The 19,925-nt window shown below is 45.4% G+C and carries 15 protein-coding genes and 2 pseudogenes; 4 read left to right on the top strand and 13 right to left on the bottom strand.

Annotated elements, in window-relative coordinates; genetic code table 11:
- Window positions 1-2: 2 nt before the first annotated feature.
- From secD to ACHFJ9_RS10865, 5 genes are all read right to left on the bottom strand, one after another.
- Window positions 3-1,859, bottom strand: coding sequence for a protein translocase subunit SecD (gene secD / locus ACHFJ9_RS10885; protein WP_006741889.1), 1,857 nt, complete (start codon window positions 1,857-1,859; stop codon window positions 3-5).
- A 21-nt stretch (window positions 1,860-1,880) separates the two neighbouring features.
- Entirely contained in the window at window positions 1,881-2,210 is a 330-nt protein-coding gene (gene yajC / locus ACHFJ9_RS10880) for a preprotein translocase subunit YajC (protein ID WP_005381725.1), read from the bottom strand.
- Between the two features lie 167 nt (window positions 2,211-2,377).
- Entirely contained in the window at window positions 2,378-3,526 is a 1,149-nt protein-coding gene (gene tgt, locus ACHFJ9_RS10875; RefSeq protein ID WP_005391577.1) for a tRNA guanosine(34) transglycosylase Tgt, read from the bottom strand.
- A 150-nt stretch (window positions 3,527-3,676) separates the two neighbouring features.
- The gene (gene queA, locus ACHFJ9_RS10870; protein ID WP_046874341.1) at window positions 3,677-4,729 is read right to left on the bottom strand and encodes a tRNA preQ1(34) S-adenosylmethionine ribosyltransferase-isomerase QueA; all 1,053 of its coding nucleotides are present in this window, start codon (window positions 4,727-4,729) and stop codon (window positions 3,677-3,679) included.
- Window positions 4,730-4,999: 270 nt separating this feature from the next.
- Window positions 5,000-6,166 carry a trypsin-like serine protease gene (locus ACHFJ9_RS10865; RefSeq protein ID WP_124008551.1) on the bottom strand — a complete coding sequence of 389 codons (1,167 nt, stop codon included), beginning with the start codon at window positions 6,164-6,166 and terminating at the stop codon, window positions 5,000-5,002.
- Between the two features lie 323 nt (window positions 6,167-6,489).
- Here ACHFJ9_RS10865 and ACHFJ9_RS10860 point away from each other — a divergent pair, with 323 nt between their 5' ends.
- Window positions 6,490-6,939, top strand: coding sequence for a CBS domain-containing protein (locus ACHFJ9_RS10860; RefSeq protein ID WP_005391583.1), 450 nt, complete (start codon window positions 6,490-6,492; stop codon window positions 6,937-6,939).
- Window positions 6,940-7,063: 124 nt separating this feature from the next.
- On the opposite strand, the gene aceA is transcribed toward ACHFJ9_RS10860, so the two are convergent.
- The 3 genes from aceA to ACHFJ9_RS10845 form a co-directional block, all read right to left on the bottom strand.
- Complete coding sequence (aceA, locus tag ACHFJ9_RS10855; RefSeq protein WP_005391585.1) at window positions 7,064-8,377, bottom strand: isocitrate lyase; 1,314 nt, start codon at window positions 8,375-8,377, stop codon at window positions 7,064-7,066.
- A 120-nt stretch (window positions 8,378-8,497) separates the two neighbouring features.
- A complete protein-coding gene (aceB, locus tag ACHFJ9_RS10850) occupies window positions 8,498-10,126 on the bottom strand; it encodes a malate synthase A (RefSeq protein ID WP_395356807.1) in 1,629 nt (542 codons plus the stop codon).
- Window positions 10,127-10,732: 606 nt separating this feature from the next.
- Window positions 10,733-11,638, bottom strand: coding sequence for a hydrogen peroxide-inducible genes activator (locus tag ACHFJ9_RS10845; RefSeq protein ID WP_005383681.1), 906 nt, complete (start codon window positions 11,636-11,638; stop codon window positions 10,733-10,735).
- Window positions 11,639-11,837: 199 nt separating this feature from the next.
- On the opposite strand from ACHFJ9_RS10845, the gene ACHFJ9_RS10840 reads away from it, so the two are divergent.
- The 3 genes from ACHFJ9_RS10840 to ppk2 all read left to right on the top strand — a co-directional run bounded on the left by ACHFJ9_RS10840 (window position 11,838) and on the right by ppk2 (window position 14,323).
- Window positions 11,838-12,449: a peroxiredoxin C gene (locus tag ACHFJ9_RS10840; protein WP_005381738.1), complete on the top strand. Its 612-nt coding sequence runs from the start codon at window positions 11,838-11,840 to the stop codon at window positions 12,447-12,449.
- A gap of 283 nt (window positions 12,450-12,732) precedes the next feature.
- Entirely contained in the window at window positions 12,733-13,476 is a 744-nt protein-coding gene (locus tag ACHFJ9_RS10835; protein ID WP_395357428.1) for a copper homeostasis protein CutC, read from the top strand.
- Between the two features lie 70 nt (window positions 13,477-13,546).
- Window positions 13,547-14,323, top strand: coding sequence for a polyphosphate kinase 2 (gene ppk2, locus ACHFJ9_RS10830; protein WP_005381743.1), 777 nt, complete (start codon window positions 13,547-13,549; stop codon window positions 14,321-14,323).
- Window positions 14,324-14,389: 66 nt separating this feature from the next.
- Here the strand turns inward: ppk2 and phoU are convergent, their stop codons facing one another.
- The 5 genes and pseudogenes from phoU to ACHFJ9_RS10805 form a co-directional block, all read right to left on the bottom strand.
- Complete coding sequence (gene phoU / locus ACHFJ9_RS10825) at window positions 14,390-15,088, bottom strand: phosphate signaling complex protein PhoU (protein ID WP_005381744.1); 699 nt, start codon at window positions 15,086-15,088, stop codon at window positions 14,390-14,392.
- Between the two features lie 30 nt (window positions 15,089-15,118).
- Entirely contained in the window at window positions 15,119-15,937 is an 819-nt protein-coding gene (pstB, locus tag ACHFJ9_RS10820; RefSeq protein WP_005381745.1) for a phosphate ABC transporter ATP-binding protein PstB, read from the bottom strand.
- A gap of 2 nt (window positions 15,938-15,939) precedes the next feature.
- A pseudogene (pstA, locus tag ACHFJ9_RS10815) lies at window positions 15,940-17,316 on the bottom strand (phosphate ABC transporter permease PstA); the annotation flags it as partial.
- A gap of 65 nt (window positions 17,317-17,381) precedes the next feature.
- Window positions 17,382-17,613, bottom strand: a pseudogene (locus tag ACHFJ9_RS10810) (phosphate ABC transporter, permease protein PstA); the annotation flags it as partial.
- Between the two features lie 30 nt (window positions 17,614-17,643).
- Window positions 17,644-19,848 carry an ABC transporter permease subunit gene (locus tag ACHFJ9_RS10805; RefSeq protein ID WP_395356802.1) on the bottom strand — a complete coding sequence of 735 codons (2,205 nt, stop codon included), beginning with the start codon at window positions 19,846-19,848 and terminating at the stop codon, window positions 17,644-17,646.
- Window positions 19,849-19,925 lie beyond the last annotated feature (77 nt).

The following is a 19,925-nucleotide window of genomic DNA, read 5'->3' as shown; positions in this document are numbered from 1 at the left end:
CCTTAGATCGACAATTTATCAACGCGTTTGCCACCGTAAATCAGGTTCACGATACAACGTGTACCAATAATGGCGGTGAACATTGAAGTTAAGATACCGATAGATAGAGTAACCGCGAAACCTTTCACTGCACCAGTACCGACTGCAAATAGGATAATTGCAGTAATCAGTGTCGTGATGTTCGCATCGGCAATCGTACTGAATGCATTCGCGTAACCTTGGTGAATAGCTTGTTGTGGACTACGCCCATCACGAAGCTCTTCACGGATACGCTCGAAGATCAGTACGTTCGCATCAACCGCCATACCGACCGTTAACACGATACCGGCAATCCCCGGAAGCGTCATGGTAGCGCCTGGAATCATCGACATAACACCAATGATCAACACTAAGTTAGCCATTAGAGCGATGTTGGCAATCAAGCCAAAGCCACGGTAGTAAAGCAGCGTAAACAGCATTACGGCAACCATACCCCAGATACACGCTTGGATACCCATATCGATGTTTTGCTGGCCCATTGATGGACCAATAGTACGCTCTTCAACGATAGAGATAGGTGCGATCAGTGCACCAGCACGTAATAGAAGTGCAAGGTTGTGCGCTTCAGCTGCGGAGTCTATACCCGTGATACGGAAGTTACGTCCAAGAGCCGATTGAATCGTCGCTTGGTTGATGACTTCTTCATGCTTATCTAGGATGACTTTGCCTTCTGGCGTGCGACGACCACTGTCTTTGTACTCAGCAAACACGGTAGCCATTAGCTTACCGATGTTCTTCTTAGAGAACGCTGACATCTTGTTACCACCTTCGCTGTCTAGCGAGATGTTAACTTGTGGACGACCGTATTCATCGACACTTGAGCTTGCATCCGTAATGCTTTGACCACCAAGAATAACACGCTTCTTAAGCACAACCGGACGACCGTCTCGGTCCATTTTGATTTCACTGCCTGCTGGCGCACGACCATTTGCCGCCGCTGATAGGTCAGCTTTATCGTCAACTTCACGGAATTCTAGCGTTGCAGTCGCACCTAGAATCTCTTTTGCACGAGCAGTATCTTGAACACCAGGAAGCTCAACAACAATTCGGCTTGCACCTTGACGTTGAACGAGAGGCTCTGCAACACCTAGCTCGTTTACACGGTTACGTAAAATCGTAATGTTTTGCTCAACAGCGTAGTTACGGATCTCTTGTAAACGTTGCTCGGTAAAGGTCGCAGTAAGAGCGTAACGGCCATTTGAATCAGATTCGACAAAGAGCATGTCCGGGTGATTCTTTTCTAGCATTGCTTTCGCTTCTGCTAATTGCTCTTCGTTACGTAGCAGAACCTCTACCGCTTCTTTGCCAGAAGGGCGGATAGCACGATAACGAATTTTTGCCTCACGAAGTTCGCTACGGAAAGCTTCTTCTTGCTGACCAACGAGCTTTTCCATCGCAGCGTCCATGTCTACTTCCATTAAGAAGTGGACACCACCACGAAGGTCAAGACCCAGCTTTAATGGTGATGCGCCAATCGCTTCTAGCCAATCGGGTGTAGAAGGAGCAAGGTTAAGTGCAACAATTGTGTCTTTGCCAAGCGCTTCGCTGATGACATCACGAGCACTGATTTGCGTGTCAGTGTCGTTAAAACGAACAAGAATTGATCCATTCTCTAAAGCAATGGATTTATGAGAGAGTTGCTCTTTATCAAGAGCAGTAGTGACAGCATCCAGCGTTGACATATCTACAGAGGCGCCACGCGCCCCTGTAACTTGAATAGCCGGATCTTCACCGTAGATATTTGGAAGTGCGTATAACGCAGCGGTGATGATGGCAAAAAATACCATCAAGTACTTCCATAATGGATAACGGTTTAGCACAGCGAGGATCCTTTAGCTGTTTTATAGAGACTTAAGCGTACCTTTTGGCAACACTGCAGTGATGAAGTCTTTCTTGATTACCACTTCATTGTTCGCGTTAAGCTCGATTGAAATGTAGTCATTATCTTCAGCAATCTTAGTGATTTTACCCACTAGGCCACCGCTAGTTAGAACTTCGTCGCCTTTGCCCATAGAAGCCATTAGGTTCTTGTGCTCTTTTACACGTTTCGCTTGTGGGCGGTAAATCATGAAGTAAAAGATCACTGCGAACATGCCAAGCATGATTAGCATTTCAAAACCACCGCCTGCTGGCGCGCCTTCTGCTGCTGCGTGAGCCTGAGAAATAAACATTAAAACATCCTCATTATATTTTATTGATAATCCAACAAGTTGGGCTTTCGCATTTTAGATTCAAGTCTGAGAGTAACTAATAGCGATCACTCTCTCAAAAATAACGTGCGTTAGCCTACTTTATTAGCAAAAGCCTCTGGCGACATGCCAAAGGCTTTAATTCTTTTTTAGTCCGTTAATGACTGTTCTTTTGCTAGTGGTGGCACTTCACGGCCACGACGCTCATAGAACTCAGTAACAAACTCATCGAAACGATCTTCATCAATCGCTTTACGAATACTTTCCATCAGACGCTGGTAGTAGCGTAGGTTGTGGATCGTATTTAGACGAGCACCTAGAATTTCATTACAACGCTCTAAGTGATGAAGGTACGATTTACTGTAGTTTTGACAAGTGTAACAGTCACAGTGCGGATCCAGCGGGGTTGTATCCGTTTTATGTTTCGCATTACGGATCTTGATCACACCACCAGTCACAAACAGGTGACCATTACGCGCGTTACGCGTTGGCATTACACAGTCAAACATATCGATACCGCGGCGAACACCTTCAACCAAGTCTTCTGGTTTACCCACGCCCATTAGGTAGCGAGGCTTGTCTTCTGGAAGCTGCGGACAAGTGTGCTCAAGAATACGGTGCATGTCTTCTTTAGGCTCGCCTACTGCCAAGCCACCAACCGCGTAACCGTCAAAACCGATTTCCGTTAGACCTTTTACCGACACATCACGTAGATCTTCGTAAACACCACCTTGAACAATACCAAACAGGTTGTTCGGGTTTTCTAGCTTCTCGAAGTGATCACGTGAGCGCTGTGCCCAACGTAGCGACATTTCCATCGATTTCTTCGCTTCATCGTGTGTCGCTGGGTATGGCGTACACTCGTCAAAAATCATGACGATGTCAGAACCTAGGTCTTTTTGAATTTCCATCGACTTTTCTGCGTCCATGAAAATCTTGTCACCATTAACTGGGTTACGGAAGTGCACACCCTCTTCGGTAATAGTACGCATCTTGCCAAGGCTGAATACTTGGAAGCCGCCTGAATCAGTAAGAATAGGACCGTGCCAGTTCATAAAATCATGCAAGTCGCCGTGCATTTTCATGACTTCTTGACCAGGACGTAGCCAAAGGTGGAACGTGTTACCTAGTAGGATTTCTGCGCCCGTACCTTTCACTTCTTCTGGCGTCATGCCTTTAACCGTACCGTAAGTACCAACTGGCATAAACGCTGGGGTTTGAACAGTGCCACGTTCGAAAGTCAGTTGACCACGACGCGCATTGCCGTTTTTCTTCTTAAGATCGAATTTTAATTTCACGATGCCTCCGGGTGTCAGAGAAACAGTCTGACTGAGTGTTTAGGGCTCAACCCTACTTTAAGGAGCGGTCGCTTTTCCTTGCGAGAGATAAAGCAGAGGTTCTGCTCTATTTCCTAGCTTACTGCTAGCACTCGTAAATCTTATTTTTTACTAAATCGTTTTCTTCTTGATGAACATTGAATCACCATATGAGAAAAAGCGATATTTGTTTTCTACCGCATGCTTGTAAGCATTCATGGTGTTCTCATAACCTGCAAATGCACTCACCAACATGATCAGTGTGGATTCTGGCAGGTGGAAATTGGTAATCAAGCAATCCACAAGCTGATATTCGTAGCCAGGAAAAATAAAGATTTCTGTATCACCAAAGAATGGGACCAACTCAGTCCCTTTTTTCAATGCGTCTTGCGCTGCGCTTTCAAGTGAGCGTACCGATGTAGTACCAACAGCAATAATTCGTCCACCGCGCGCTTTCGTCGCTTTAATTGCTTCGACGACTTCTTGCGGTACTTCTACGTACTCAGCGTGCATATGGTGATCGTTGATGTTTTCTACTTTTACTGGCTGGAATGTACCAGCACCAACGTGCAAAGTGACGTAAGCAAACTCTGCGCCTTTCGCTTTGATTTTCTCTAGTAGAACATCATCAAAATGAAGACCCGCTGTCGGCGCCGCTACTGCGCCTGGCTTCTGGTTATATACGGTTTGGTAACGCTCTTTATCTGCATCTTCATCTGGGCGGTCAATGTAAGGAGGAAGTGGCATGTGGCCGATTTCTTCCAAAATTTCTAATACCGTCTTATCAGCGTTAAATTTCAGTTCAAATAGAGCGTCATGACGCGCCACCATTTCTGCTGAGTATTCATCATTCTCGCCAACAATGATGGTTGTACCTGGTTTTGGAGATTTAGAGCAGCGAACGTGCGCGAGGATGCTTTTCTCGTCAAGCATGCGCTCCACCAGCACCTCTAGCTTACCACCCGACTCTTTACGACCAAAAAGACGAGCAGGTATAACACGAGTATTATTAAACACCACGAGATCACCGGGTTGAACTTGGCCCAATACATCAGTAAATGTGCCATCAATTAGCTCTCCGGTATTGCCGTCCATTTGTAATAGTCGGCTAGCGGTACGCTCTGGCTGAGGGTAACGAGCGATAAGTTCATCTGGAAGGTCGAAATGGAAATCTGATACTTGCATGTTACTTGTCTTATATATTGGTCAAATCACGTCTAGGACGACGATAAAATTGCGACGAGTTTTTCGCAGCAGACTAGTATATGTTTACATGCTGCAATAGCAAGCAAATCCCCAGAATATCACTGTAAAAGCCATGATGAAGAGTGTAATAAAACGTGAAAAACCGCGATCACTTGGCATTATTTTTCAGTTTAAGTCGAAAGAAATGGAACATTAAAAAGCAAAGCAGCGCATAACGCTGCTTACTCGTTTGGTATTCAAATAGCCCTATCAAACCTCACGCCTTCGCCACCACGCCAAGGGTACGAATAGACTCAATAGCCACAGACCCAAACTGCCACCATCATCATCTGCCCCTTTGAAATCACAGTTATTAGTTGCGATACCGTCGTGACACTCTTTATCTCCGCCGACTTCGTTATTAGCCTCTTTAATAAAGTTCGGTGCAATGATGTAGCTACTTGGTGGCGCATCGGCAGTAATGTAAGACTGTACCCAGTCGTAATATTGGCTCACCTTGGTGTAGAAACTTGGAATCGTCAAAGAGCCACAAGTCGGAAGAATGAGAGGTCCACCGCTAACAATACCAATCTGTTTTCCCGTCGCCACATCGACCAGCGGCCCCCCACTGTCACCTTTACATGCAGAGTTGCCATATTGGGTGTGGCTATCCGGCTCTAATACTCGGTTTTTCGTTGGTAGCGTACAAATTTTGGTTTGGTTTTCTCTTGAGTCGATGATCCCCGGAAAACTGCTGCCAATTTCTAAACGCTCATAACATTTGTCGATGGGTAAAAATGTACTAATGGTGGTTTTGAGCGTATTGGAAGGTTCAGAAGCATCCGGCTGAGTGGTCCCCCACCCAAACACTTGCACATTTTCGACACGTTGATTGGTCAGGTAATTATCGTTCCAATCCGCAGCCAACCGCGCTTCGATACTCTCCATGTCGGCTTTGTTTGCTAAATCAGCAAAGCTCGCATTTGCCACTGGGCGCGTGAGATACAGCAACGCGATGTCTGAGTCTAAACCGGTTTGTATAGGTTTCACGTTACCATTACTGTCGGTCTCAGCTTTTGAAATCCGCGTGTAATCAGGGTGAACCACAACGTGAGACACCGGATAGAAGTTATCAAGCCCTGCTGAATTAAGTTCATGCACATTCGCATTCACCGACAACTCGCCCGGCGGGGTCACATAGTAGCTTGCTTCGTTCGTTCCCTGCCCCATTACCACGCAGTGTGCCGCAGTCAACACCCACTGCTCCGTCAGCATGGTGCCGCCACACAGTGGGAACTCTGCCATATTACTTGCTCGTAAAGTAACACGATCAACAGAGTCGGTTAGTTCATCTCCTAACACAATCGCCTGTGCTGATTGCACACTGAATGCCGCCACTGCCAGCGCAATGAGTTTGTTACACGTTGTTCTTTTCATTTAGGTTGCTGTCTTCAATTTGGTAAGCCTGAACGTATCTTCTTCGAGAGACGAATCTTGGAAAATCCAGCGAATAAAAATGTGCGATTCAATTCATTGGATTACCTTAGCGGTCCATTCAATATCAACCCAAAATGCCAACTGACTCGCACACAAACCTACTTATTCAAATTAATAAAAACGTCGATAAGACACAGATTACGCAGACAAAAAGAAGAGCAAGTGTATTGTGCTATTTAATTGATGAAAAACGAGTTAGCTCCCAGATATACAGAAAAATATTCTCTATATTTAAGAGAAGGACAATGCCGCTGGAGGTCTCTATGATCAAGGTTGAAGACATGATGACTCGTAATCCTCATACCTTACTGCGCACGCATACCTTGCGTGATGCAAAAAGCATGATGGATGCGCTTGATATTCGACATATTCCGGTTGTTGATGCCAATAACCACTTACAAGGCTTGGTGACTCAACGCGACATTCTTGCTGCTCAAGAATCGAGCTTGCACCCAGATGAGGCTGAACAATCTTTTACTCTAGATACACCGCTCTACGAAATGATGCACACCAACATCATGACGGCCGAACCCATCGCGGGGCTTAAAGAGAGCGCTATCTATATGCAAAAGCACAAAGTTGGCTGTTTACCTGTTGTCACCAAGGGTCGATTGGTAGGCATCATTACTGACAGTGACTTTGTGACCATTGCGATTAACTTATTGGAACTGCAAGAAGAAGTGGAACCCGAAGAAATCGAGCCAGAAGAATAATACGCAAACGCGTTATCTTGGGTGTAAATTTCGTTTCTTAAACGTATTAAACGAAAAAAGAGCGGCAGGGTTGCCGCTCAAAATGCCATTACTGACGCTGATTAAGGAAGTGTTTCTCTGCCAATTAGAATTGGTCTTCTTCGGTCGAACCTGTCAATGCGGTCACTGAAGAGTTACCACCTTGGATAGTATTGGTCATTCTATCGAAGTAACCTGTACCTACTTCTTGTTGGTGTGCAACAAATGTATAGCCTTTTTCTGCCGCCTGGAATTCAGGACGCTGAACTTTCTCAACATAATGACGCATACCTTCACCTTGAGCATAAGCGTGTGCCAGTTCGAACATGTTGAACCACATGTTGTGAATACCTGCTAGCGTGATGAATTGGTACTTGTAGCCCATGTCTGCCAGCTCTTGTTGGAACTTAGCAATAGTTTCTGCATCTAGGTTCTTCTCCCAGTTGAAGGACGGCGAACAGTTGTATGCCAACAGTTGATCTGGGTATTCAGCGTGAATCGCTTCTGCAAACTTACGAGCTTCTTCCAAACATGGCGTCGCTGTTTCACACCAGATCAAATCTGCATACGGTGCGTAAGCTAGGCCGCGAGAGATGGCTTGGTCGATACCAGCGCGAACGCGGTAGAAACCTTCTTGAGTACGCTCTCCTTCAATAAAGTCTTTATCGTATGGGTCGCAATCTGAAGTAATGAGATCTGCCGCATTCGCATCAGTACGAGCAATAACCAAGGTTGTTGTACCCGCTACATCAGCAGCTAAACGAGCAGCAACCAGTTTTTGTACCGCTTCTTGCGTTGGAACTAATACCTTGCCGCCCATGTGGCCACATTTCTTCACCGATGCTAGCTGGTCTTCAAAGTGAACGCCCGCTGCGCCTGCCTCGATCATCGATTTCATGAGCTCGTAAGCGTTAAGCACACCACCAAAGCCCGCTTCAGCATCCGCTACGATTGGTAGGAAGTAGTCAATACCGCCTTCATCTTCAGGCGATTTACCTGCTGACCATTGGATTTGGTCTGCACGACGGAACGAGTTATTGATGCGTTTTACTACTGACGGTACAGAATCGACTGGGTATAGAGACTGGTCAGGGTACATCGTTGAAGCGGTGTTGTTGTCTGCCGCTACCTGCCAACCAGATAGGTAAATCGCTTCAATACCAGCTTTAGCTTGTTGAACAGCTTGGCCGCCTGTCAGCGCGCCCAGACAGTTTACGTAACCTTTTTTCGCGCTACCGTTGACCAGTGACCAAAGTTTGTCTGCACCACGTTGTGCAATTGTGTTAGCTGGTACCATAGAGCCACGCAGTTCCACCACTTCCTCAGCAGTGTATGTACGCTTTACATTTTTCCAGCGCGGGTTAGTTGCCCAGTCTTTTTCCAGAGCTTCAATTTGTTGGCGGCGAGTTAAGTTAGTCATTGGTCTATCCCTCTTTATAATTTGCACTTTATGCGTGTGCGTTGAGTTTCCGTTCTCAGGCAGTACTTCCCTATCTGCCTTGAAAATCCTTCACGTTATTGGTGTTACAGTTATTCTTTATTAATCCAGGTAGTCATAACCAGGAACTGTTAAAAAGTTGGTCAGCTCATCGCTCGTAGTGAGCCTTGCCATCAAGTCTGCCGCTTCTTCAAATCGACCCGCTTGGTAGCGCTGCTCGCCAATTTCTTGTTTCACTACTTCAATCTCTTCTTTTAGATAGAGCTCGAACAGATCCTTAGTGACCTTCAATCCGTTATCTAGCGACTTGCCGTGTTGAATCCATTGCCAGATAGAAGCGCGAGAGATTTCAGCTGTCGCCGCATCTTCCATCAAGCCATAAATCGGTACACAACCATTACCAGAAATCCAAGCTTCAATGTATTGCAGCGCAACACGAATATTGTGGCGCATTCCGGCTTCTGTACGCTCGCCTTCACAAGGCTCGAGTAGTTCAGCCGCTGTAATAGGTGCATCCTCTGAACGACTCACATCCAATTGATTGGTGCGCTCGCCCAGTACAGCACTAAAAACTTCCATCGCGGTGTCAGCCAAACCTGGATGAGCTACCCAAGTACCGTCGTGACCATTGTTTGCTTCTAGCGATTTGTCAGTCTGGATCTTGTCTAATACTTTTTGATTCTCTTGCGGGTCTTTCGCTGGGATAAAGGCAGCCATTCCTCCCATCGCGAAAGCACCTCGTTTATGACAAGTACGCACCAATAATCGCGAGTAAGCGTTCAAGAATGGCTTGTCCATAGTGACCACTTGGCGATCTGGCAGTACGCGTTCAGGGTGCTTCTTCAAGGTTTTGATGTAGCTAAAGATGTAATCCCAGCGACCACAGTTCAAACCAACGATGTGTTCTTTAAGTGAGAACAGAATCTCATCCATTTCGAATACGGCTGGTAAAGTTTCAATCAGCACAGTCGCTTTGATGGTGCCTGTATCAAGACCGAAATAGTCTTCCGTGAAATGGAACACTTCGCTCCACCACTTCGCTTCGTGATGCGATTGCAGTTTTGGAATGTAGAAATAAGGGCCGCTGCCTTTTTGAAGTAACGCTTTGTAGTTGTTATAGAAGTACAGAGCGAAATCGAATAGCGCACCTGGAATGATCTGACCGTGCCACGTAACGTGTTTTTCTTTTAAATGAAGGCCGCGAACACGGCAGATCAACACCGCTGGGTCATCTTCCAGCTGATAATGCTTGCCATTGCCAGGGTTGGTGTAACTGATGGTGCCATTCACGGCATCGCGTAAATTCACTTGCCCATCCAGCACTTTACTCCATGCTGGAGACATTGAATCTTCGAAGTCTGCCATGAACACTTTTACATTCGCATTCAGTGCGTTAATCACCATCTTGCGATCAGTTGGTCCGGTAATCTCCACACGGCGATCTTGCAGATCTTGTGGGATTCCCAGGATCTTCCAGCTTCCTTCACGGATGTCTTGTGTCTCTGGTAAAAAGTCTGGCAGCTCACCTGCATCGATACGCGCTTGCTTCTCTTCTCGTGCTTCCATCAACTGCTCAACACGTCCGGCAAATTTTTCACACAGCAGAGATAAAAAGGTTTGGGCTTCAACAGGGAAAATTGCTTGATGTTCTGGAGCAACGACTCCATTCACCTCAAGCATGCCTTGGGTTTGCTTTAGTTGTTGTGTTTTTTGTTCTGTCTGAGCAAGCATAATCATTCATCCTTAACGTGCTTTATCCATCTTGGGCAGTCAGCGTAAAGCTACATTTGTAAGTTATGAACAACAAATTACATCCTTTAATTTTGTGTTCAACTCGTCTAGCCATGTCGATAGATTGCGTAATGTTATGTGTATTTTCAATCTAGACATAAGTCTTATCGGCCTTTAAATAAGCTATCTCAACAAAGGGTTTAACGAAACCCCCAAGATAAATAAAACAGAAAATTCGAAGTTTTATTCGGCAGGGTAAAAACCGCCTATCGAACACCTATTTTTGTAATTTATTACGTAATTAAATTACATTAATTTTAAGGTCAATTTATCATTTCAAACGAGTGTATGAATATAGACTGGCAAACAAACACCTTGTATTCACAAGGGCTGGCAAGGTGAACTCAAACAAGGGTCAAACAAGACATACAAGGTTTTGTGTAAAATTAACATTGTGAAATTTCACTATTTTATGAAAGCTTCATCAAAGAAGAGCTGTAAAATTTTACAAGTCAAAGTTCACCAACAGAATAAAATACTAGAAAGCGCACTGTTTTCAGTGCGCTTTTAGATAAATAATGGAGATGTAGAGGCTAATACTAATAGCTAAAGCAGTTCGGAAACGACTTCTGCAAGCTGATTAAATGTTTTCGTTCTTGATGAACTCGGACGCCAAACTAAGCCAATTTCGCGATAGGCTTGCTTTCCTGGGGGATCGATCACAACTAAATTCTGGTTATGCAGTAGGCCGTGGTCGATAGCCATTTGAGGAATGAACGTTGTTCCCAAACCATTCGCAACCATTTGCACCAAAGTATGAAGGCTGGTTGCTGTAAACGGATTAATTTTTTCTTTATCTGTTAATTTACACGCTGATACCGCGTGTTCCGTTAAGCAATGCTCTTTCTCTAATAAAAAGACGGATTCGTCAGGTAAATCTGCGTAACGAATCGGCACAGGCACCGATTGGGCTTGATTCGCACTAATAACCATTCGAAACGGATCCTTACCCACCACTCGACTTTCCATACCGTCAATTTCAACTGGCAACGCTAAAATGAGTACATCCAACTCACCGTGTCTAAGCGCTTGAAGTAAGTTTGTTGTCGTGTCTTCTCTTAATAAAAGATTCAGTTGTGGGAAACGGTAGTTAACCTCTTGCACCAAATCACACAGTAAAAACGGAGCAATTGTTGGTATGCATCCCACTTTTAGCTGGCCTTGCATATCGTCGCCTTGGCACATACGTCCAAGCTCGACCAAATCTTGCCCTTTTGCTAACAGCTCTCGCCCCTGCTTTACTACCATTTCTCCTGTTTGGGTAAAAACCAGTGGACTTTTCTTGTCTTTTTTTTCATATAATGGACAACCAATCAATTCCTCTAAGTTTTGAATACCTTTACTTAAAGTCGACTGACTGACAAAACAACGCTCTGCAGCGTCACTAAAATGTCTTGTTTCATGCAGTGTGACTAAGTAGTGCAACTGCTTCAAACTGGGCCATTTATTCATAATTGTATTTGTATCTACCGCCGTTCCAGTGATCGAGTTAAGAGTTTTGCTATTATCGTTTTTTTCGATTAACTCAATCTATTTATTTCGCTTTTTTCAATACTACAATCTGTACTATAGTTTGTCTCGTACAAACACGGACCAAACCGACACAACTGAATTCGGTTTGGAACTAACCATACTTTTTAGGAGCAAAAAAATGGTACTAGTAGGTCGTCAAGCCCCTGATTTTACTGCAGCAGCTGTTCTAGGTAACGGTGAAATCGTTGAAAACTTCAACTTTGCAGAGTTCACTAAAGGTAAGAAAGCAGTAGTATTCTTCTACCCACTAGATTTCACTTTCGTTTGCCCATCTGAGCTAATCGCATTCGACAACCGTCTAGCTGATTTCCAAGCTAAAGGTGTTGAAGTAATCGGTGTTTCTATCGATTCTCAGTTCTCTCACAACGCATGGCGTAACACTGCTATCGAAGATGGCGGTATCGGTCAAGTTAAGTACCCACTAGTTGCTGACGTTAAGCACGAAATCTGTAAAGCTTACGATGTTGAGCACCCAGAAGCAGGCGTTGCTTTCCGTGGTTCTTTCCTAATCGACGAAGAAGGCGTTGTACGTCACCAAGTAGTTAACGACCTACCACTAGGCCGTAACATCGACGAAATGCTACGCATGGTTGACGCTCTTAACTTCCACCAGAAGCACGGCGAAGTATGTCCTGCACAATGGGAAGAAGGTAAAGCAGGTATGGACGCATCTCCAAAAGGTGTTGCAGCGTTCCTATCTGAGCACGCAGCTGACCTAGGCAAAAAATAATAGACCTTCACCCTAGCTCAACGGGTGTGATGGTTGGATGTATATAAAGCAAAAAGCTAATGCGGAAAACCGCAAACGCCAATCAGTCTAAGTAAAGTCTTATCAAAGCCCAGAGCAAATGCTCTGGGCTTTCTTTTACCTTCAGATAAACCGCCAAAATGAGGTAACGCAGCAGCGTAAACTTTACCTCTATTTCTCATTCCCTCCATACAGATTCTGCTTACTGGCCCTGTTAATATCTTAGCCACAACACTTATTTGTAACGTTAGCAGGATGAATGAACGTGGTTACTCACCTAGAAGTCTGTATCGATAATATTGAATCTCTGCACTACGCCATTGCTGGCGGCGCCACTCGGATTGAGCTTTGCTCCTCTTTGGCTTTAGGCGGGCTAACACCCAGTTATGGCTTTATGCAGCAAGCCGCTAGGATTTCGACTATTCCTATTTATGCCATGATTCGCCCACGCCAAGGTGACTTCTTCTACTGTGAAGAAGAGATCGAAATGATGCGTTGGGATATTGAAGCAGCTCACCAATCGGGCTTGGATGGTGTGGTTCTCGGTGTACTCACTCAAGAGGGGGATATTCACATGCCCTTTGCAACAGCACTGTGCGAATTCGCACAGGAATTAGGGCTGGGCATAACGTTCCATCGTGCTTTTGACCAGTGTCGTGACGCTGAAAAAGCTTTGGAAGAAGTGATCAGCTTAGGTTGTGAACGTATTTTAACCTCCGGCCTTGCGCCTTCAGCACCACAAGGGATCGATGTGCTTAGAGCTTTGGTTAAGCAAGCCCAAGGACGCATAGCAATCATGGCGGGTGCTGGCGTTAATGCGAGTAACGTACGTGCATTAGTAGAAGACACTCAAGTTCCTGAAATCCATCTGTCAGGGAAAGTGACTCGAGCGAGTAAAATGACCTTTGTTGCAGAACAAAGCAAAATGGGCGCATCCGATGTCGATGATTTTTTAATCCCCATCACAAGTACACAAGCCATTGCTGATGTCGTAGCAGCTCTCAAATAGACCACCGTAACCTCACAAGCATAGCTTTTGAGTGCTAACATATTGTTTATCAAGGAGTGAGGAACGGTGTATGTCTAAATTGAAGAAAAAGGAATACGAAAAGGAGCTCAAAAACCTGCAAGTTGAGCTCGTTAAACTTCAAGAGTGGGTCAAACACAAAGGGTTAAAAGTGGTGGTTCTGTTTGAAGGCCGTGATGCTGCGGGCAAAGGCGGGGTGATAAAACGCATCACAGAAAAGCTAAACCCGCGTGTTTGTCGCGTGGTCGCTCTGCCTGCACCGACAGAAAAAGAAAAAACGCAATGGTACTTCCAACGTTACGTCGCTCATTTGCCATCTGCTGGTGAAATCGTTTTATTTGACCGAAGTTGGTATAACCGAGCAGGTGTCGAAAAAGTCATGGGGTTCTGTACTCCAGACGAATACGAAGAGTTTTTACGCTCTTGTCCTGAATTCGAAAGAATGTTGCAACGCTCTGGGATTATTCTGATTAAGTATTGGTTTTCGGTTTCAGACGAAGAGCAGGAAAAACGTTTTCTAGGCCGAATTAATACGCCGATCAAACGTTGGAAATTCAGCCCAATGGATTTGGAGTCACGTCATCGCTGGGCGGAGTATTCGGAAGCAAAAGATAAGATGTTTGCCTATACAGACACGAAAAACTGCCCTTGGTGGGTCGTCCCTTCTGATGATAAAAAGAAAGCGCGCTTGAACTGTATCAGTCATTTACTAAGCCAGATTGATTACAAAGCACTTGAGTACTCACCCATCGAATTACCTGAACTCAATAAAGAAGGTTACGTCAGAGCGCCCATTGATGATCAGACCTTCGTTCCTGATAAATATTGATGTACTTTCCCTTTCCCTAATAAATAAATAGACCAGCCTAAAAGCTGGTCTATTTATTGAAATCAGTTACTTCAGTACGTCATCAATGCTTTGATCACCTAGATGGCGTACATCTTTCCCTTTCACGAAGTAAATAATGTATTCACAAATGTTCTGGCAACGGTCCCCCACGCGTTCAATGGCACGTGCAGACCACATCACTTGCAGAATGTTGGGAATATTTTTTGGGTCTTCCATCATGTAGGTCATCAACTGACGAATTACCGCTTCATATTCGGCGTCTAGCTTGTCATCTTGTTTGTGCACCTCTGCTGCCGCTTCCACATCCATGCGGGCGAACGCATCTAAAACCTGATGCAGCATATTAATAGCCTGACGGCAGAGAGGCTCTAACGACACTTGGAACTGTCGTTCTTTTGATGATGGGCTTTCAATGGCAACGTAAGCAATGCGTGTCGCCACGTCACCGATACGTTCTAAATCAGTGATCGTTTTGATGATAGCCATGATTAAGCGCAAGTCTTTTGCCGTTGGCTGACGCTTAGCAATAATGCGTGTGCAGGCGTCATCGATCGAGACTTCCATCGCATTCACTTTATGATCGTCACGCACAACCTTACGCGCCAGTTCGATGTCTTCTTTATGCAAGGCTTGAATAGCATACGAAAGCTGCTGTTCTACCAAGCCACCCATGGTCAATACATGAGTACGAATCGATTCTAGCTCTACGTTAAACTGCCCTGAAATATGACGTCCAAAGTGCATGATGTTCCTTATTCCGTATAGAGTCGCGACTTAACCGTATCGACCCGTAATGTAATCTTCGGTCTGTTTCTTCATTGGCGAGGTGAAGATCGAGTCCGCGTCAGAGTATTCAATTAACTTACCCATATGAATGAATGCGGTGTGATCACTCACTCGCGCCGCTTGCTGCATGTTATGGGTAACGATAACGACAGTATATTGAGTCTTAAGCTCATTGATAAGCTCTTCAATAGTTAAAGTTGAGATTGGATCCAACGCTGATGTCGGCTCATCCAATAACAGGACTTCCGGCTCAATCGCCACCGCGCGCGCAATGACCAAGCGCTGTTGCTGACCACCAGATAAACCAAATGCGTTCTCATGCAAGCGGTCTTTGACCTCATCCCACAACGCCGCCGAGCGCAAGGATCGCTCCACTGCGTCATCTAAACTGCGGCTGTTTTTTACACCTTGTAAGCGTAAGCCATAAACTACGTTTTCATAAATAGACTTAGGAAATGGATTGGGTCTTTGAAACACCATCCCCACTCGGCGTCGAAGTGTCGCAACATCGACATTGGGATGATAAACATTCTTGCCATGTAGACGCACTTTGCCTGTGACTCGACACCCTTCCACTAAGTCGTTCATGCGATTGATGCAACGTAATAACGTCGACTTTCCACACCCTGAAGGACCGATAAAAGCGGTGACTCGCCCTTTGGGAATTCGCATCGAAATATCATGCAGCGCCTGAGTTTGACCATAGAACAGATTAAGGTTCTCGATTGAGATGGCTGTTTGTTCATCCGTTAAATTATGAACGTCCAATGGTGGCTCATAACCTAATGTACTATCAAAATTAAACATACTTAATCTTGTCCTAACGTTCTGTATTTTTCTCGTAAATTATTGCGAATACTGATTGCTGTTAAGTTTAGCCCGACAATCACTGTCACGAGTAAGAAAGAGGTGGCATAAACTAATGGTCGCGCAGCTTCGATGTTGGAGGTTTGAAAGCCAACATCGTAAATGTGAAAACCTAAATGCATGAACTTTCTATCCAAATGCACATAAGGGAATTGCCCGTCAACCGGTAAACTGGATGCCAATTTCACGACCCCCACCAGCATCAGTGGCGCTACTTCGCCAGCTGCACGCGCAATCGCAAGGATGAGCCCTGTGATAATAGCTGGCGTCGCCATAGGCAAAACCACACGCCATAGTGTTTCGAACTGAGTTGCACCAAGCGCCAGAGAACCATGTCGTACTGAGCTCGGAATACGAGTTAAACCTTCTTCTGTCGTCACAATCACAACTGGAAGCGTCAGCACGGCAAGAGTTAGTGCAGACCATAACAAACCCGGCGTACCAAAGGTTGGTGCCGGTAGCTTCTCCGCATAGAATACGTTGTCGATAGAGGCACCTATCGTATAAACAAAGAAGCCTAAACCAAACACGCCATAAACAATCGATGGAACACCCGCTAGGTTTATAACCGCAATACGAATAACCCTGGTTAGAGCGTTATTCTTAGCGTATTCATGCAGATAGATAGCAGCGATCACCCCAAGTGGCATCACAATGATCGACATGATAAGTACTAAGAAAACCGTACCAAATATCGCAGGGAACACGCCTCCTTCAGAGTTCGACTCTCTTGGATCTTCAGATAAAAACTTCCAAACCTGCTTCCCCCAATGCATGACTTTATCAGGCAGTGACATTTGGTTTGGGTACCAGTAGTCCAAAATGTCTTCGAGCGGAATCGATACTTGTGAGCCCGTCATATCCTCGACAATTAGGGCATAGCCAGAAAGCTGTAATCGTAAGCCATCAAGCTGTAAATCTAACGTCGCCAGAGCTCTCTCTATCCGCTCTTTTTTCGTCTGGTTTTCCTTTAAGAAGCTTTCTGTCAGCGTGTCATTCAACTCATGCTTGCGCTTTTCTAATCGCAACTGCTCTAGCTTCCAGCCAAGCTCTTTAAGCTGATCGACAACCAAAGAGTCAATCTCATGGCGCAGAGTTTCTGCATCATCCAGTTTTTTGTTCAAGACGGATTGAATATCGTTGGTGTATAAGTTGTCTCCATCCTGAAACGCCACCAGCTTACCAAAAAAGTAACCGCCACTACTTCGCTCGATCACTGCCCACTCTTTTGGCGTCGTGGGCTCATCCAACTGCATTTGCAATACGGAGATAAAATCGGCGGGATACAACTCTCGGTTGGCGATTTTGATACTGAGTCGCGTAGCAAAGTCTTCATCGTCTTCTAATTGCTGCGCCGCGCTTTCAGGCAGATAACTCTTCGGTACAAAACTGCGTTCATACACTTGACCAATCAGAATAGTATTTTCATGTAGCACTTCGCCTTGTACAGGCGTCAATGCTGCAACATTCCACTGATACAAGGGAGCTGGCCAAAAGTAAGTCAGGCCTTTCCAGCCGATAAGGAGTAACAACCCTAATACCGACAACAAACTGATGCTGACTGCACCGCCTGTTAGCCATATCCACGGTGCGCCAGAACGAATCCAATTTAACACGTTATTACTCGCTCTTTATTCAAACCATTATTACAACGCACGGTACTTATCTCTCAGTCTCTGACGAACCCACTCCGCAAGCGCGTTTACTGCAAACGTAAACACAAACAAAATCAATGCAGCTAGGAACAGCAGGCGATAATGCGAACTTCCAACTTCCGACTCTGGCAACTCAACGGCGATGGTCGCCGACAGGCTGCGCAATCCTTCCAAAATATTCCAATCCATTAATGGCGTATTGCCCGTTGCCATTAACACAATCATGGTTTCGCCAACAGCGCGTCCCAGGCCCATCATAATGGCAGAAAAAATACCTGGGCTTGCAGTAAGCAAGACAACATAGATTAAAGTTTGCCAAGGCGTGGCCCCTAATGCCAAAGAGCCATCCGATAAATGTTTCGGTACAGAGAAAATGGCATCTTCGGCGATGGTAAAAATCGTCGGGATAACAGCAAACCCCATCGCTAACCCCACCACCAATGCATTGCGTTGATCGTAACCAATACCATGCTCGGTTAAGAATAAGCGCATATCGCCACCAAAGAACGTCTGCTCAATCGTAGGCGAAATCCACACGCCAAGCCCAATCAGTACCAATATGACAGGCATGAGCACTAAAGCATGCCAACCATTAGGCAGACGATTCCGCAAAGGTTGCGGTATTAATGCCCATAGCCCGCCCATAATCATGGTGCTCAAGGGCAAAACAAACAGCATGACGACGATCGTAATCAGGTGATCTTCGACAATAGGCGCGAACCACAGCCCCGCGAGGAAACCAATGATCACCGTCGGCAGTGCTTCCATTAGCTCAATCGACGGTTTTACGACACGACGCATACGTGGCGACATAAAGTAAGCCGTATAAATAGCACCTAGCACTGCGAGCGGTACTGAAAACAGCATCGCAAACATTGCCGCTTTTATCGTCCCAAACGCAATAGGTACTAGGCTGAACTTAGCCTCAAAGTTATCGCTCGCCGAAGTCGATTGCCACACAAATTCAGGCTTAGGATACCCTTCGTACCACACTTCTTGCCATAATGAGGACAATGAAATTTCCGGATAGGCATTGTCCACTTCCGCAACATTTAACTCATTACTTTGCCAAGTGATTAAGTAGCGTTCATTGTTAGACATTGCTGCGATTGCTGGCGCTTGATTGTACGCACGCTTAAACAACACCAGTTTTTCACTGGTTGTATAATGGCTTTGCAACGTGCCGTTGGTGTAAAAGCTATAAAATCCTTTTCGATGAGAATCCGGCAACAAATACTTAAGCTCTGATGCCAATTTAAAATCACGAATATGCGTTAACGTGCGCTTTTCTTCTTGCAGCGTATCAAACCATTGCGACACCCGACCATCGTTGTGCGTCACCAAAAGCGAGTAAGCACCAGCCAATAAATCTATCGTACGAACGGAATGCTTCTTATCACCTTGAGTAAGATCGACCACCTCTCGCACAGCAAATTTACGTGCGGTTTTCTTTAACACGATCAACTCAGAGCCATCGCGCAAATAAAGCGTTTCACCATCAGGTGTCAATAACATTTGCTGAGGTGCATCAAAGCCTGAAGAGAACGTAAAATCGATCGTTGTCGGAGGCGTACCCATAGACGAAGCCATTTGCCAACGAGCCTTCACTTCACCGCTTTGTGTCTGCCAAACAATTGTTGGTAAGGGCGTTGAAGCTGCAAACACAAACTGAGTCACAGGATCTTGAGGCGTACTCAGCGTCAGATCCATGCTGGTGTCTAGCTCAATCACTTCCGGAGGACGTGTATTTTCTCTCAACGTGGCATTAAATTCAGGCTTGAAAAGGTGCGCTTTACCCTGCCCATCAACAAACCCATACCAACCTAGTCCAGGAGCAGATTGAGAGAAAGCGACGGGTTCCTGGACGATTTGCTGTTTATACACCGCAGGTTTCGTAGGATCGTCCATCGACAAATATTGAATCTCACCACTTTGGGTTAGAACGAACGCGAGCTGAGCGTAATCATCCACCGAAATCGCCAGTGGTGTTTCAATATGGGAGGCTCGAATGGCTTGGTTGGTTTTGATCTCCGCATCAGAAAAAAGCGGAATGATCACCATGGCGAGGTAGACAAAGATCAAAATAAGCGCCGCGAGTACGCCGACACCACCGGATGTCACTGCAAGTCGAACTAAACGATCTTTTATTAGTCGTTTCTTATCTTTTTCCTGCAATGAAAACTCGGCTTGTGCCATTTAAATCTCTACCTTTTTTGACTTAGTACTAGAATATGTCGTTAAGATGACAATTATATTACAGATCACATTAAACA

This window comes from Vibrio sp. D3, from assembly GCF_043995865.1.
Classification (GTDB): Bacteria; Pseudomonadota; Gammaproteobacteria; order Enterobacterales; family Vibrionaceae; genus Vibrio; species Vibrio diabolicus.
Note: the sequence above shows the minus strand (reverse complement) of the source record. Positions and strands in the feature narration are given on the sequence as shown.

What these genes read in the sequence shown, in the direction of transcription:
- yajC (WP_005381725.1), bottom strand. Translation starts at nt 2,210, where the DNA reads ATGTTTATTTCTCAGGCTCACGCAGCAGCAGAAGGCGCGCCAGCAGGC.
- queA (WP_046874341.1), bottom strand. Translation starts at nt 4,729, where the DNA reads ATGCAAGTATCAGATTTCCATTTCGACCTTCCAGATGAACTTATCGCT.
- ACHFJ9_RS10865 (WP_124008551.1), bottom strand. Translation starts at nt 6,166, where the DNA reads ATGAAAAGAACAACGTGTAACAAACTCATTGCGCTGGCAGTGGCGGCA.
- ACHFJ9_RS10860 (WP_005391583.1), top strand. Translation starts at nt 6,490, where the DNA reads ATGATCAAGGTTGAAGACATGATGACTCGTAATCCTCATACCTTACTG.
- aceA (WP_005391585.1), bottom strand. Translation starts at nt 8,377, where the DNA reads ATGACTAACTTAACTCGCCGCCAACAAATTGAAGCTCTGGAAAAAGAC.
- aceB (WP_395356807.1), bottom strand. Translation starts at nt 10,126, where the DNA reads ATGCTTGCTCAGACAGAACAAAAAACACAACAACTAAAGCAAACCCAA.
- ACHFJ9_RS10845 (WP_005383681.1), bottom strand. Translation starts at nt 11,638, where the DNA reads ATGAATAAATGGCCCAGTTTGAAGCAGTTGCACTACTTAGTCACACTG.
- ACHFJ9_RS10840 (WP_005381738.1), top strand. Translation starts at nt 11,838, where the DNA reads ATGGTACTAGTAGGTCGTCAAGCCCCTGATTTTACTGCAGCAGCTGTT.
- ppk2 (WP_005381743.1), top strand. Translation starts at nt 13,547, where the DNA reads ATGTCTAAATTGAAGAAAAAGGAATACGAAAAGGAGCTCAAAAACCTG.
- phoU (WP_005381744.1), bottom strand. Translation starts at nt 15,088, where the DNA reads ATGCACTTTGGACGTCATATTTCAGGGCAGTTTAACGTAGAGCTAGAA.
- pstB (WP_005381745.1), bottom strand. Translation starts at nt 15,937, where the DNA reads ATGTTTAATTTTGATAGTACATTAGGTTATGAGCCACCATTGGACGTT.
- ACHFJ9_RS10805 (WP_395356802.1), bottom strand. Translation starts at nt 19,848, where the DNA reads ATGGCACAAGCCGAGTTTTCATTGCAGGAAAAAGATAAGAAACGACTA.